This is a genomic window from Ensifer sp. GW101-20A05, assembly GCF_059424735.1.
Genome location: NZ_JBWKZT010000001.1, coordinates 143,940 through 157,752, shown reverse-complemented (window position 1 = coordinate 157,752; position 13,813 = coordinate 143,940). Strand labels below are relative to the sequence as shown.

Here is a 13,813-nt window from a genome sequence, read left to right as displayed (position 1 = left end):
TCATGAAATTGCGTTCTGTCGGAAAATTGCCTGCCATTCTCGTCTGCCTGCTGGCGCTTGCCGCCGCCGGCCCGGTCATGGCGCAAGGCACGACGCAACCGGCACAAGGTACGACCCAGAGCGCAACTCAGCCAGAGCAGAAGGCGACGCCGGCTCAGCCGGCCCAGACCGCAACGCAACCAGCCGGCAAGGCGGCGGCACCCGCGCAGGATGGTGCGCAGCCCGCTGACAAAGGCGCGGCACCCGGCGGCGCGACACCCGGCGCTGCCACCCAGCCGGCCGCGACGGCGGTTCAGCCGGCGCAGACGGCAACCCCGCCGGCCGGCGAGGCGGTTCCGGAGGATGCCACGCCGCCGGCCCAGAGCCAGGCGGCCGATCAGCTTTCCAAGGCCGCCGAGGATCTCAAGCGGCTGACGGACCTCGTCGACAAGGCCAAGGACGACGACATCGTGCTTGCCGACCTCAAGGTTCAGGTCGACGCGCTCGCCAAGCAAATCATCGGCGTGTCGGTCTCGACCCGGCCGCGCCTCGACGAAATCAAGGGGCGGCTCACCGAACTCGGCGATCCGCCGGCCGAGGGACAGCCGCCCGAAGCCGACATCGTGACCGCAGAGCGCAAACGGCTGATGGTCGAGCGCGGCGCCATCAACGCGCTCACCGGCGAGGCCGAGGGTCTTTCGATCCAGGCGACGAAGCTTTCCAACACCATTACCGCGACAAGGCGCGCGCTGTTTTCCAACACGCTGCTGAAGAACACCGAAGTCTCGACCGGCATGTTCGACGACGCTCTGACGGCGACGGCGGACGAAACGCGCGTGCTCTCGCGCAGTGTCGGGAGCTGGCTGAGCTTTGCCTGGAACTACAAGCGCGTGCCGCTTTTGACGGCGCTGTTCCTGTCGCTGCTGGCGGCGCTCGTGTTCCTTGCCGGCAGCCGCAGGCTCTTTCGCCCGCTGATCCAGCATGACATTACCGATGAGGAGCCGAGCTACTTCCGCCGCCTGTCGGTCGCCTTCTGGTCCACGCTAATCCCGACGATCGCCTCGGCCGCCTTCGCGATTTCAAGCTTCCTGTTCCTGCGCGGCTTCAACGTGCTGCGCTCCGACATCGCACCGATCATTGCCATTACGCTGGGGGTGGCGGTGGTGGTGTTCTTCGTGACAAGGCTCGCCCAGGCGGTGTTGTCGCCGCGCGATGCGCGCTGGCGGCTCGTCAGGGTTTCCGATCGCGGCGCCAGGATGCTGATGATCGCGATCTTCGCCATGGCGCTGGTCAACGGTCTTGATTACCTGTTCGGCGGCGTCAGCGAGGCGCTCGGCTCGCCGGTGGTGCTGACCGTCGTCAAGAGCTACATCGCCTCGATCGTCATCGGCCTCATCATCATGGCGTCGGCCTGGATCAAGCCGACGCTCAGAAAGGACGAGTCCTTCGATGCCCATGGCCGCGCCTGGCCGCGGCTGGTGTCGTTCGCGCTGCTTGCGACCGGGGCCTTGCTGATCATTGCGGCCGTCTCCGGCTATGTCGGTCTCGCCCGCTTCATCGCCACGCAGATCATCATCACCGGCGCGATCCTGGTGACGATGTATATCGGCATTCTCACCGGCCGGGCCGTGGCCAAGCAGGGTGCGTTTGCCGAGACGGCGGCCGGGCGCTATCTCGAGCGCCGCTACAATCTGGAACAGGTGGCGCTCGACCAGATCGGTCTTGCCGCGGGCCTCAGCATCTATGCCCTGGTCGTGATGGTCTTCATCCCGCTGATCCTCTTGCAGTGGGGCTTCCAGGTCGCCGACATCGAGTCCTGGGCCTACCGGATGGTGACCGAGATCAGGATCGGCTCGATCACCATCTCGCTAGTCGGCATCCTCGCGGGCGTCCTGTTCTTCGCGCTCGGTTTTGCGGTCACCCGCTTCGTGCAGCGCTGGATCGACGGCAACATCATGGCGAGAAGCCGGGTCGATGCCGGCGTGCGCAACTCGATCCGCACCGGCATCGGCTATACCGGCGTCGGCCTTGCGTGCCTCATCGGCCTCTCGGCAGCGGGCATCGATCTCTCGAACCTCGCGCTCGTCGCCGGTGCTCTCTCGCTCGGCGTCGGTTTCGGTCTGCAGAACATCGTTTCGAATTTCGTCTCGGGCCTGATCCTGCTCGTCGAGCGGCCGTTCAAGGTGGGCGACTGGATCGTCAGTGGCACGACGGAAGGCTTCGTCAAGCGCATCTCGGTACGCGCGACCGAGATCGAAACCTTCCAGCATCAGTCGATCATGATGCCGAACTCGCTGCTGATCAACGCCTCGGTCGGCAACTGGACGCACCGCAACAAGCTCGGCCGCTCCGAAATCGCCGTCACCGTCACCTATGCCAGCGATCCGCGCCGGATCATGGAACTGCTGTCCGAGATCGCCGCCGCCCATCCGATGGTCTTGAAGAACCCTTCGCCGACCGTCGGTTTTACCGCCTTTGGCGACGAGCGCATGACCTTCGAGCTCCGGATTTACGTCGCCGACGTCTTGACCGGCGGCGGCGTGCGCAACGACCTGCGCGTGTCGATCTACGAGCGTTTCCGCGACGAGCGGATCGGCGAGCCGTTCCCGGTCAAGATCGAGGACGTGCCGGTCGAGGACCAGACCGGCATCGAAAGCCACCACCCGGAAGAGGTGGGCGAACCGAAGGGCGCCACCTCCGCCGAGGCAAGAGCGTCGGCCAAGGCGACGGCTTCAGGCAAACCGGCTGCTTCCGCAGCGCCGCTCAACGAGGAACGCGAGGCAGAAGAAACGGGCAGTCGCCGAACCGCCAGCCGCCGCGCAAACCCGAACCGCTGATAAACGGAGCGTTCAGCCGCTATTCAGCCGGCGTGCCATAAAAAGCATGCAATTCTTCTGGTGACCGATTACGTTGTCATCGGCTGAAGAGGTGGCCGGCGCAGCGTCGCGAAACCGACGGGGCGGCCGGCTCGGCGAGAGGGCGGCGCTTCGGGCGCCGATGGGCAATGAAGAAATCTGTGATTGCTTTGCTTTCCGGCGTACTGGTGGCCTACGTGCCTATGGCAGGCGCGGCCAGTGCCGCGACGGTCACGAACAAGGACAGCGAGACCGCCGTCCTGGTCGTCGTCGAGGGCGAAAGCCGCATGGAAGTGGCGATCGCCGCAGGCGCCACGGAGATGATCTGCCCGAGCGGCTGTTTCGTGACGGCGCCGAGCGGCGACCGCATCGGCCTGCAGGGCGACGAGAATGTCGAGATCGTCAACGGCAATGTCGTGGTGAAGTAACCGGAAACCAGCCACTGAAGGGCGCGGACTCTTCCGCGCCCCTAGAGCGCCGTGCGTTCAGACGAACGCGCAAAGGACGCTCTAGTACTTTGATCGTAGAGCATCTTTCCGCTTCAAGTGATTCCACTCGGACGCTCTATAGCGCCGCAGTTTCAGACGAACGCACAAAGACGCTCTGGCTCTTGAAGTCGAGAGCAGTTTTCCGCTCTCAATGTTTCCACTTGAGAGCGGAATGCATTGGCGCCCACAGCTAATCACGGCGCGCCAATCCCATTGGATGGCGAATGAACCGGCACTCCCGCCCGTCAATACGACGAGAGACGGGGTGGCCCCGGCGAATGCCTTTGCCATCCCATCGAAGCGCATTGACACGACCCATGCCCGGTAGCACGCTCGGCTGTTCGGCCGACGTTGCTCGCCACGGTCGTTCGCGCATTGCGGGAGGGGAACCATGCCATTCCTTCGCATCGCCTTGGCCGTCCTATTGGTGTTTTGCGCCTCGGAGGCGGTTGCCGAGAAGCGCGTGGCGCTGGTCATCGGCAATTCCGCCTATCAGCATGTGGCGGCGTTACCCAATCCTGGCAATGACGCTGCCGACATGGCGGCCAAGCTCGAAGGGCTCGGCTTCGAGGTGGTGACCGGTGTGGATCTCGATCTCTCGGGCGTGCGGCGCGTATTGCGCGATTTCGTCGGCCGTCTCGATGGCGCCGATCTGGCGCTGTTCTACTATGCCGGCCACGGCCTTCAGGTGGATGGCGAGAACTACCTTGCCCCTGTCGACGCCAAGCTCGCCTCCCATGTCGATCTCGATTTCGAGGCGGTGCCGATGAACCTGATCCTGTCGGCGATGGAGCGCAGCACCAGGGTCAATGTCGTGCTGCTTGATGCGTGTCGCGACAATCCGCTTGCGGTCAATCTCGCCCGCTCCATGGGCACCCGATCGGCCTCGGTCGGCCGCGGGCTTGCCAAGGTCGGCACCGGCATCGGCACGCTGATCGCCTTTGCCACCCAGCCCGGCAATGTCGCGCTCGACGGCAGCGGGCGAAACTCGCCCTTTACGTCGGCGCTACTCCGGCATCTCGGCCAGCCGGGACGCGACATCACCCGCGAGCTGATCGAGGTGCGCCGCGACGTTCTTTCGGCAACCGGCGGCAAGCAGGTGCCCTGGGACAATTCCTCGCTGACCGGCGAGGTGGTGCTGAAGCCTGCCGATGGCGGCCAACCGGCGTCGGTCAAAGAGCCGGCGACGGATCAGACCGCCGAGCTTGCCTATTGGGACACGATCAAGGATGGGACGGACCGCGATCTGTTCGACGCCTATCTGCAACAATATCCCGATGGCGCTTTCGCATCCCTGGCGAGGGCCAAGATCCGCATCATCGAGCGGGTCTCTGCCCCGGCAACCGAGGGCGTGACCGAGGTGCCCTCCGGCCAGGCCGTGGCGGCCGTCGATCCGGCCGCAGCCGCTGCGGGCACCGACGATCGCGCCTTGACCCGATCGATCCAGCAGCAGCTGAACCGGCTCGGCTGTCAGGCCGGCAGCGAGGATGGGCTGTGGGGCGCCGGCAGCCGCAAGGCGCTGGAGGCATTTGCCAGGCACAGCAAGCTTGAACTCGCGACGCTCGAACCTTCCAGCGACGTGCTCGAACGCCTGAAGGCCGAGAAGGCGCGGATATGCCCGCTTGCCTGCGCGCGAAACCAGGAGGCAAAAGACGGCCGCTGCGTGACGATCCGGCGCGAGGCCAAACTGCCCGAGCCGAGTGCGACCCAGGGCACCGCCAAGACACCGGCGAAGAGCACCGGCACGCGAGCGATCAGCCCGCCGGCCGAGCTGAAAAAGAAGAGCTATGCCGGCTGCCCCGACAATGCGGACGTTGCCTTCCGGCAGATGTTTTCCCGCGGCTCTGGCCGCGGCAGGACGACGATTACCGCCACGCACTCCTGCGGCCGCACCTTTGCTTGCCACCGGGCGGCGCGGGGCCAGCCCTGGGATTGCGGCTGGCGGTGAGGCTGCGTGTAGGCTGGCGCGGTGCGCGCTCGGCCGGCGTTGGCTGAGGTGCCTCAGCTTCGTCCGCCGAGCGGTGCTCTCGCTGCGCCGCCCCCAGACTGCGGTGCGTCGGCCCGTCCGCCGCCTTGCTCACGGCTGCTGAGGCAGAGATGAATGGAGGCGGCGGCGAAGAGTAGCAGCGGTACGCTCGGGTAAAGCGTAAGGAAGCGAAGCGAGGTGTCGATCGTCTGCAGCAGATTTCTAAGGCCGAGCCCCTTCATCCCGAAAAACAGCAGCCAGAAATGAGATAGAAGGCCCATGAACCCGATCGTCGCGAAAAATGCGAGCAGCGCGGCCCACAGGCGATAGGCTTTGCCATAGCGCTCCGGCCTCGGCTCCGTAGGCTCTCGGATGAAGGCGAGGGCAACGAGGGCGATCACAGCCGCCAGGAGCGAAGCGGGTGTCGGTACCAGGCTCAGGCGAACGGCAAAGGCGGTAATCCAGCCTGGGTCGAACATCAGGCCGAAGGGAATGTCTGCCAGCACAAGGAGAGTGATGGAGGCCGCGACCTTGCGGGGCATCCCGATAGCTTTTGTCCGCGCGGCGCATACCGCAGCAATAGCGGCTGCAAAGATCACCCACGCAATTGCCTTCGAGTAGACGGCGAGGACAACGGCCAGCATGCCGGCGGCCGGGGAGCCATTTGCGCCCAGGGCATGGACGAGCCAGTACACCAGGTAAGGAAGGGCCAAGAAAAAGCCAATGAGCAGCGCAAGCCATATCCCCCATGCCCGCATGTAGCGCCAGCCGCCTTCAGTGATTGCCACCAGAAACTCTCCCTGTGTTCGCTTTTGTCCGATAGCATTGACAGGGAAATGTGAAGGCCAATCTCAAATAGAGGTTGCAATTTTATCTATCTGCGTTCCTTTGCGTGCCTCGTGCGCCGATCCTGAGCACTTGCGTTGCTTGGCCGCATTTCAGGGCTTGATTTCATCGCGGCTTGCGTAAGGATCGACACCACGTTCAAGCCGGCTCCGGCAAGGGAGGACTCCCCATGAAACTCCAGCTTATCCGCAACGCCACGCTCAAGCTCGACTATGCCGGCCATACCGTGCTCATCGATCCCTTTCTGGGGCCGAAAGACAGCCTGCCGTCTTTTGCCGGGCGCTCGCCCAATCCGACGGTCGAGCTGCCGGTCGATATCGACACCATCCTGGCCGGTGTCGAACTCGTCATCATCTCGCATCTGCATGAGGACCACTTCGACGACACCGCCAAGGAGCGGGTGCCGAAGGGGCTGCCGATCCTCTGCCAGCCGGGCGACGAGGAGGCGATCCGTGCCGCCGGCTTTCGCGACGTCACGCCGCTTTCCGACAAGGCCAGCTGGCAGGGGCTGACGCTGACCCGGCGCGATGGCAGTCATGGGCTCGGCCCTGTGGTCCAGGACATGGGGCCTGTCATCGGTTTCAGCCTTGAGGCGAGGGGCGAGCCGACGGTCTACTGGGCCGGCGACACGGTTTTCTACCCGGCGATCGAGAAGACGATCCGCGAAACGAAGCCTGACATCATCGTCACCCATTCCTGCGGAGCGAAGTGGGATGGCGATCTCATCGTCATGGATGCCGAGCAGACGATCAAGGTCTGCGAGACGGCGAAAAACAGCACCGTCATTGCAACGCACATGGAGGCGCTGGATCACGCGACGGTCAGCCGAAAGGAGCTGCGGGCAGCAGCCGATGCCCATGGCATCCCCTTGACGAAGCTGGTGATCCCTGATGACGGCGACGTGCTGACGCTGATACCGCCGGTGGTCTGAGCAATTCCAGGAAAAGTGCGAAGCGGTTTTCCGTCCGGAATTGCGGAGATACCAAGCAATTCCAGGAAAAGTGCGAAGCGGTTTTCCGTCCGGAATTGCGGAGGTTCCAAGCAATTCCAGGAAAAGTGTGAAACGGTTTTCCGTCCGGAATTGCGGCGATCCAGAAGGCCGGCCGCGCTTACGGGATCGAGAAGATACTGATCTCGTTGGTGATGCCGCGCAGAGCGACATTGTGCGACTGCGGATTGAGGCCGCGGTCGCTGAGCAGGCCGGAGGTGCGCGGGTCGTCGAGCACGGAGCTGGTGGCGAAGATCTCGCGCGAACTCGCGAGATGCTGGACGCGCGAGGCGATATTGACCGTCTGGCCGAAATAATCCTGGCGCTCGTTGAGGTTGACGGCGATGCACGGCCCCTCGTGGATGCCGATCTTCAACAGCAGATCCTCGGAGCCCCGGTCCTCGTTGAGCTGTCGCATCGCCTCGCGCATGCGCATGGCCGCGGCAACCGCGCGATCCGGCGTCGGGAAGGTTGCCATGACCGCGTCACCGATCGTCTTGACCACGGCGCCGGCCTCGGCGGCAACGATCTCGTTGACGGCGCTGAAATGGGTCTTCACCAGATCGAAGGCTGCGAGATCGCCGACCCGTTCGTAAAGCTCGGTCGAGCCGCGCAGATCCGAGAAGAGGAAGGTGAGGCTGGTGATCTTCAGCCGCTGGTCTACGTCGATCGTGTCGGTGCGGTAGATATCGCGGAAGGTCTGGTTGGACAGCAGCCGCTTGGCGGTGAGGAACGGGCGCCGACGGCCGAGAATATCGTGCAGGGTGTCATTGGCGATACAGACCGAGGGCAGGGTGCGCACATCCGTATGGTTTTCCACTTGGATGCGCAGCGGACCCGGCTGCATGGTCAACGCCTCGTCGTGGCGATGGCCGCGATCGAAGACGAGCGACAGCGTCCGCCGCTCCTTGGTCGGCTCGCCCTTGACGTCGATGAATTGCGCGGCATGGGTCACCGGCTCGAAGACGATGATGAATTCCGCCGGCATCTGCAGCGAGATCACCGCCTTTTCGCCGGGCGGCAGTTCGAGCGCCTCGATCATGAAATCGTCGACCTGGGCCTCGTAGTCGTCCTCCGGCAAATCTATGCCGGAGCCCCAGTAGATCTGGCGGAAATATTCGAGCGGCGGCAGCTCGTGCGGGTTGTGGGCCTCGATGTGGCGTACCCGCGGGTTAACGGTGAAGGTCACTTCCACCATCTCGTCGAGCGTCGGCTCATAGCCGGCGGCGCAGAGCGAGCAGGTATAGGTGTCGCTCTGCACGGTCTTCAGCGAGGTATTGCTGTCAAGCACACCGCCGCAGCCGGGGCAGAGCACATTCCACGACAGCTCGAAGAGCCCGAGGCGTGAGGCATGCAGGAAGGCGGCGATGACCTTTTCTTCGTCCAGCCGATGTTCGGCGGCAAAGGCGAGCGCATTGACGCGGCAGAGCTTGCGGTCCGGCGCTTCCCGGACAAATCGCTCCAATACGCCGGCGATGTCAGGCTGCACGTTTTGGCGCAGCATGTCGAAGAGAGGCTGAGCGTCACTCATGATTGCATCCTACACTGAAAAGAGCCGGCGGGGCAGCCGGTTTGTCGGCGGGGTGGACAGGCCGCCTGGTGACTGATCTGCGCACGAGAAATTTGCGAGTGATCCTTTGATGTAACCGTTACGTACTTCCCGTTATTGACAGTGCCATGCAATTGAAAGGCAGACGGCGCCGTGAATCGCGCATCGTTCTGCGAGCGCCTTTCTCGTGCCTTCATTCCGTTCGTCGCACAGTGCACACGACGGCCGCAAAGGAGAACCATCCTGATGAGAGTAGCCCTCAAATTGATCACGGTTGCGCTTCTGGCGCTCGCTGGTCCGGCGGCAGCCGAGGGCGCCTCCGAGCGGGAGGCCTACCAAATAGCCAAGGATGCCTATGTCTATGCCTATCCGCTGATGCTGACGCATGCCACTGTGCTGAGGAACTCCAACTTCGCCGAGCCTGTCGCGGGTACAACTGCAGGACCGGTCAATGACTTTCACCACGCGCGTGCATTCCCTGACGCGGGTGACAAGCTTGTCATCCGCATGAACGTCGACACGCTCTACTCGGGCGCTACGCTTGACTTGAAGGCCGAACCGATGGTGATCACGGCTCCCGCCACCGATCGCTATTTCCTGCTGCCGATGCTGAGCCTTTGGTCGGATGTATTCGATGTGTTGGGCACGCGTACGCTCGGCAAGAATAGCGCCCGAAATTTTCTCGTTGCTGGACCGAACTAGAGCGGTGACGTTCCTGCGGATATGGAGGTCATCAAGAGTCCTACCCGCTATCTCTGGATCATCGGCCGTATCCAAACGAACGGCAAGGCGGACTATGAGAACGTTCACAAGATCCAAGACGGTTTTAAGGTGACGCCGCTCTCTGCCTTGGGCAAGGGCGACTATGTGCCGCCGAAAGGGACTGTCGATACCAGCATCGACATGAAATCACCGCCGCCGCTCGTCGTGGACAAGATGGATGCGGCGACCTACTTTGGCCGTTTTGCCGAACTGCTGAAGGACAATCCACCGAACCAGGTCGACTATCCGATGATCCATCGCCTTGAACGGGTGGGGTTCAAGGTTGGCCAAGACTTCGACCTGAAAGCAGCATCGGACGCCCTGCGAAAGGCAGTCGAGCGTGGCTACGCCGATGGCAAGGCCCTGGTGCAGGCTGAAGGCAACAAGGCCGGGGGCGTCGGCGGCGAGGGATGGATCTACACCATGCGCAGCGGCGCCTATGGCGTGGACTATCTCTACCGCGCCGCAATCGCGCAATGCTGCCTCGGCGAGAACTTGCCGCAGGATGCCGTCTATCCGGCACTCTCGACCGACAGCGACAGGCGGCCGCTCGATGGCAGCACCAATTACGTCCTGCACTTTGACAAGGGCAAGCTGCCGCCGGTCGATGCATTCTGGTCTGTGACAGCCTATGACATCGAGGGCCACTTCATCCCCAACGAGCTCAAGCGCCAGGCGATTGGCGACCGCGACAGGCTCGTCACGAACGCCGACGGCTCGGTCGATCTCTACATCCAGGCGAAGTCTCCTGGAAAAGACAAGGACGCCAATTGGCTGCCGGTCGGCAAGGCACCGTTCACCCTGCTCATGCGCCTCTACTCGCCGCGCGAGGAATTTCTTGAAGGCAAATGGCTTCCGCCGGAGGTTATCGCGGTTCACTGAACCTTCCGTCGGCCCGCATGTCTGGGGGCCAGTGAACGACGACGTCGGACGTGCTCCGCCGATCGCCGCTCAGGTGCCCGTAGCCTTGCAGATCTGCGCGCGGGCACTGGAACGTGGCCGCGTCGGCGTCCGGTTATCTCTAAGCCGCCTTGCGGTCGCGGCCGAAGGGATCGCCGAGCACCGATTCCGTATGCAAGGAGGCCAGCCATCCACCGTCCTTGCGGATCCAGGTGGTGGCGTCGGCCGCCTTTATCGTCAGAGGCTCGCCCTCGACTTCCATCTCCTCCGTCACCGTGTAGGCGATGACGGCGACGTCCTCGCGCGGAAAGATGACGCTGACGTCGTCGAGGCGAAACGCGTTGAGCTTCCAGGAACCTTCGGCCTGGTCGGCCATCCTGCGATAGTCATCGCGGGTAAGAATGGCCGCCCCTTGCGCCCCCACGACGATCGACCGTTCGGGCAGCATGGCCACGGACGCCTCGGTATCCTTCTCCAGGATGGTTCGCCAGAATTCCTGTTCGAGATCGATGATCTCCTGTTCGTCGGCATGTGCCATGGTTTGATTCCTCCGTTTACAATTTGCAGAAGCCATGGGACGGACAAAGGTTCCGACCAAAAAGACCTCGCCGCATAGCGCGCATTTTTTGCGCGACCGCGTGAGATCGAAGCCGAACCGCCCCGCGGGAACCCAACACCCGCCTCTGTCGTTTTCCGGATCCAGCAGTTGCGAAGCAGGATGAGACACATGAGGATCTTCTCGGGAAAATGCCTCTGCGGCCAGGTGCAAGTATCGCTTCGTGGCGAACCTCTGCGCGTCGGTATCTGCCATTGCATGGATTGCCGGAAGGAAAGCGGTTCGGCCTTCACCTTCTATGGCATCTGGCCCGCGGATCAATTTGAACGTACCGGCGACACGTCGGAGTTTCAGGGACGGTGTTTCTGTCCCGGTTGCGGGTCGCGGGTTTTTTCGGTCGATGCGCGTGAGGCGGAGGTCAAGCTCGGTATCTTGTCCGACGCGCCGACCTCGCTTAAGCCGAGCTACGAGCTCTGGATCAAGCGGCGCGAGCCATGGCTAAGGCCGGTCGAGGGGGCCGAACAGTACCAGGAGGATCGCGAACGGGCAGCCGACGAAGGGCCGGTCGACACGCGCTACTAGAGCGCGCGTCACCGTCAATCTGCCATCCCTTAATTAAGCGTCGATTCATCGGTGGAATTGTGCTTAAGATCAAAGCGTTACTGCGCTGCTGGCATGTCGGGCCGAGGTATCGCCTGAGAGCGCGGGTCGCTGGGGGAGTGAATGTCGGCACGGCCTTTCCTGAAAATCTCCGCGCCGCTCAACGGGCTTTTGGCGGCGGCGGGGCTTATTACGGTCGCGGAGCTGACGGCGCGGGATATTGGCCTGACGGCCAAGCTGTCGCTGGAGCTTGTGCTGGCCGGTATCTGGGCCATCTATGTTCTGCAACTGGCCGATACGGTGATGCGGCAGCGGGCGAAGGACGATCGCGGGCGGACGCCCGAGCTCATCATCGATCTGCTTGCCGTCGTGGTTCCGCTTGCCGGATTTCTTCTCGCTGGCCCGCGTGACCAGAGCCTTTATTGCGGTATCTGGCTGTTGAAGCCGCTGCGTCATTTCACCTTCTTCCGCCTGCTTGGCCGGGTGGTGGCGCGGGCGGCACCCAATCTCGTCGGTGTCACCTCGGTCTTCGGCATCGTTCTCTTCGGCGCATCGCTTTTTGCCTATCTCATCGAGCGCGATATCCAGCCCGACAAGTTCGGCAGCATTCCCCAGGCCATGTGGTGGGCGGTGGTGACACTTTCGACCACGGGCTATGGCGACGAGATTCCGATGAGCTTTGCCGGTCGGGTGCTGGCGGGCCTCGTCATGATGTGCGGCATTGGCATCTTCGCGCTGTGGGCCGGCATTCTTGCCACCGGCTTCTTCGAGGAGGTGCGCCGCCAGGATTTTGTGCGCAACTGGCAGCTGGTTGCGGCCGTGCCGTTGTTCCAGAAGCTCGGCTCGGCCGCCTTCGTCGAGATCGTGCGGGCACTGCGCCCGCGGGTGGTTCCGGCGGGTGCCATCATCTGCCGCAAGGGCGAGGCGGGCGACCAGATGTTCTTCATCGTCGAGGGCCGCGTCAGCATTACGACCCCTTCGCCGACACCCATCGAACTCGGCCCCGGCAGCTTCTTCGGCGAAATGGCGCTGATCACGGGCGAGCCGCGCTCGGCGACCGTCAGCGCAGCCACGGAGGTCTCGCTGCTGTCGCTCTATGCGGAGGATTTCCAGATGCTGTCGAGCAGCAATCCGGAGATCGCCGAAGTCATCCGCAAGACGGCGGAGGCGCGGCGTGGCGGGACGTCCAGGGATTGACGGGATGGTGGCATCCGGCGGCCCTCGTGTCATGCCGGCACGCGACCTCGTTATTTCGCCGGTCGCTCATTAACACCAGAGAAAGCCTTTCTCCTCTAGCATGGCGGCTGCAAGTTACAGTGACTTTGCGGGCACGAAGAACGCTTGGGCGCTGTAGGGGAACACTCTTTCACATAGGCGTTCAATGTCGTTTTTTGGCATTTCCGGAATGTATTATTCCGGCGAATCCCTTGCCCAGCACCGTATCGTGCTCGCCGAGGACTCCAACCTCTTCTCGTCGATGGTTTCGAAGCGGCTGAAAGAGCTGTTCGACATCGATGTCATCGTCTGCCGCGACTATGACGATTTGCAGTTCGCGGTCGAAAACGCGACTTTTCCGGCGTCGCTCGCCATCTCCAACATCAACCTGCCGGGGGCGGAGAACGGCGAGGCGCTCAACTATCTGATCGACATGAGCGTGCCGACCGTCGTTTTCACCGGTTCCTTCCAGGAGTCGACGCGCGAGAAGATCCTCGCCAAGGAGATCGTCGACTACGTTATCAAGGATAGCGTCTTTGCCGTCGACATGTTGGCGGAATCGGTCTGCCGCTTCCTCACCAACCACAAGCACCACGTGCTGATCGTCGACGACAGCCCGACCGCGCGCGCACTTCTGACGACGCAGCTGAAGCGCTACAATTTCCGCACCAGCCCGGCCGACAGCGGCGCAGCCGCGCTCGAACTTCTCAAGAGCAATCCCGATATCGGCCTCGTCATCACCGACTACAACATGCCCGATATCGACGGATTCGAGCTGACGCGGCGCATCCGCGGTTCCTACGGGCCGCATCAGCTGCGCATCATCGGTGTTTCGTCCTCCACCAACCGGCTCCTGTCGGCGCGTTTCCTCAAAGCGGGCGGCAACGACTTCATCGTCCGTCCCTTCGTCAACGAGGAATTCTACTGCCGCGTCAACCAGAACCTGGACACGCTGACGAAGATCCGCACCCTCAGTGAAAAGGTTAGGGTTCCGGCGCAGGCTTCGGCCTGATACGAGAAATAATCCCCAAAATTTTGTTGCAATCTGCGCGAAATCCCGCGCGCAGGTTGCTCCATTAACGAAATTGCAATCCGATCGGTCTTCAATC

General features: G+C 62.9%; 11 protein-coding genes and 1 pseudogene. 9 read left to right on the top strand and 3 right to left on the bottom strand.

Annotation, left to right across the window (positions count from 1 at the left end; genetic code table 11):
- Window positions 1-2: 2 nt before the first annotated feature.
- The 3 genes from AC070A_RS00815 (at window position 3) to AC070A_RS00805 (ending at window position 5,270) form a co-directional block, all read left to right on the top strand.
- Window positions 3-2,816 (top strand): mechanosensitive ion channel domain-containing protein, encoded by a 2,814-nt coding sequence (locus tag AC070A_RS00815; protein ID WP_375293053.1) that lies wholly within the window; start codon window positions 3-5, stop codon window positions 2,814-2,816.
- Between the two features lie 167 nt (window positions 2,817-2,983).
- Window positions 2,984-3,262 carry a hypothetical protein gene (locus AC070A_RS00810; RefSeq protein WP_057254041.1) on the top strand — a complete coding sequence of 93 codons (279 nt, stop codon included), beginning with the start codon at window positions 2,984-2,986 and terminating at the stop codon, window positions 3,260-3,262.
- A 451-nt stretch (window positions 3,263-3,713) separates the two neighbouring features.
- Window positions 3,714-5,270, top strand: a complete 1,557-nt coding sequence (locus AC070A_RS00805) for a caspase family protein (RefSeq protein ID WP_113737609.1) — start codon at window positions 3,714-3,716, stop codon at window positions 5,268-5,270.
- Window positions 5,271-5,323: 53 nt separating this feature from the next.
- Here the strand turns inward: AC070A_RS00805 and AC070A_RS00800 are convergent, their stop codons facing one another.
- Window positions 5,324-6,076 (bottom strand): hypothetical protein, encoded by a 753-nt coding sequence (locus AC070A_RS00800; protein ID WP_113737610.1) that lies wholly within the window; start codon window positions 6,074-6,076, stop codon window positions 5,324-5,326.
- A gap of 227 nt (window positions 6,077-6,303) precedes the next feature.
- Between AC070A_RS00800 and AC070A_RS00795 the strand changes: the two genes are divergently transcribed.
- The gene (locus tag AC070A_RS00795; protein ID WP_058327043.1) at window positions 6,304-7,065 is read left to right on the top strand and encodes an MBL fold metallo-hydrolase; all 762 of its coding nucleotides are present in this window, start codon (window positions 6,304-6,306) and stop codon (window positions 7,063-7,065) included.
- Window positions 7,066-7,243: 178 nt separating this feature from the next.
- Here AC070A_RS00795 and AC070A_RS00790 read toward each other — a convergent pair whose 3' ends face one another.
- Complete coding sequence (locus AC070A_RS00790; RefSeq protein WP_058323463.1) at window positions 7,244-8,653, bottom strand: adenylate/guanylate cyclase domain-containing protein; 1,410 nt, start codon at window positions 8,651-8,653, stop codon at window positions 7,244-7,246.
- Window positions 8,654-8,917: 264 nt separating this feature from the next.
- Between AC070A_RS00790 and AC070A_RS00785 the strand changes: the two are divergent.
- Together AC070A_RS00785 and AC070A_RS00780 are read left to right on the top strand one after the other, a co-directional pair.
- Window positions 8,918-9,499 (top strand): annotated as a pseudogene (locus AC070A_RS00785) (DUF1254 domain-containing protein); the annotation flags it as partial.
- A 75-nt stretch (window positions 9,500-9,574) separates the two neighbouring features.
- The gene (locus AC070A_RS00780; protein ID WP_309239025.1) at window positions 9,575-10,315 is read left to right on the top strand and encodes a DUF1214 domain-containing protein; all 741 of its coding nucleotides are present in this window, start codon (window positions 9,575-9,577) and stop codon (window positions 10,313-10,315) included.
- Window positions 10,316-10,454: 139 nt separating this feature from the next.
- On the opposite strand, the gene AC070A_RS00775 is transcribed toward AC070A_RS00780, so the two are convergent.
- Window positions 10,455-10,871, bottom strand: coding sequence for a nuclear transport factor 2 family protein (locus AC070A_RS00775; RefSeq protein WP_057254051.1), 417 nt, complete (start codon window positions 10,869-10,871; stop codon window positions 10,455-10,457).
- Between the two features lie 189 nt (window positions 10,872-11,060).
- Between AC070A_RS00775 and AC070A_RS00770 the strand changes: the two genes are divergently transcribed.
- From AC070A_RS00770 to AC070A_RS00760, 3 genes are all read left to right on the top strand, one after another.
- Complete coding sequence (locus AC070A_RS00770) at window positions 11,061-11,471, top strand: GFA family protein (RefSeq protein WP_057254052.1); 411 nt, start codon at window positions 11,061-11,063, stop codon at window positions 11,469-11,471.
- A gap of 141 nt (window positions 11,472-11,612) precedes the next feature.
- The gene (locus AC070A_RS00765) at window positions 11,613-12,686 is read left to right on the top strand and encodes a cyclic nucleotide-gated ion channel (protein WP_192494760.1); all 1,074 of its coding nucleotides are present in this window, start codon (window positions 11,613-11,615) and stop codon (window positions 12,684-12,686) included.
- 184 nt (window positions 12,687-12,870) lie between these two features.
- Complete coding sequence (locus AC070A_RS00760) at window positions 12,871-13,716, top strand: response regulator (protein WP_113737612.1); 846 nt, start codon at window positions 12,871-12,873, stop codon at window positions 13,714-13,716.
- Window positions 13,717-13,813 lie beyond the last annotated feature (97 nt).

Excerpts from the sequence above, each read along its gene's own strand:
- AC070A_RS00815 (WP_375293053.1), top strand. The coding sequence starts at position 3 with ATGAAATTGCGTTCTGTCGGAAAATTGCCTGCCATTCTCGTCTGCCTG.
- AC070A_RS00810 (WP_057254041.1), top strand. The coding sequence starts at position 2,984 with ATGAAGAAATCTGTGATTGCTTTGCTTTCCGGCGTACTGGTGGCCTAC.
- AC070A_RS00805 (WP_113737609.1), top strand. The coding sequence starts at position 3,714 with ATGCCATTCCTTCGCATCGCCTTGGCCGTCCTATTGGTGTTTTGCGCC.
- AC070A_RS00795 (WP_058327043.1), top strand. The coding sequence starts at position 6,304 with ATGAAACTCCAGCTTATCCGCAACGCCACGCTCAAGCTCGACTATGCC.
- AC070A_RS00790 (WP_058323463.1), bottom strand. The coding sequence starts at position 8,653 with ATGAGTGACGCTCAGCCTCTCTTCGACATGCTGCGCCAAAACGTGCAG.
- AC070A_RS00780 (WP_309239025.1), top strand. The coding sequence starts at position 9,575 with ATGAAATCACCGCCGCCGCTCGTCGTGGACAAGATGGATGCGGCGACC.
- AC070A_RS00775 (WP_057254051.1), bottom strand. The coding sequence starts at position 10,871 with ATGGCACATGCCGACGAACAGGAGATCATCGATCTCGAACAGGAATTC.
- AC070A_RS00770 (WP_057254052.1), top strand. The coding sequence starts at position 11,061 with ATGAGGATCTTCTCGGGAAAATGCCTCTGCGGCCAGGTGCAAGTATCG.
- AC070A_RS00765 (WP_192494760.1), top strand. The coding sequence starts at position 11,613 with ATGTCGGCACGGCCTTTCCTGAAAATCTCCGCGCCGCTCAACGGGCTT.
- AC070A_RS00760 (WP_113737612.1), top strand. The coding sequence starts at position 12,871 with ATGTCGTTTTTTGGCATTTCCGGAATGTATTATTCCGGCGAATCCCTT.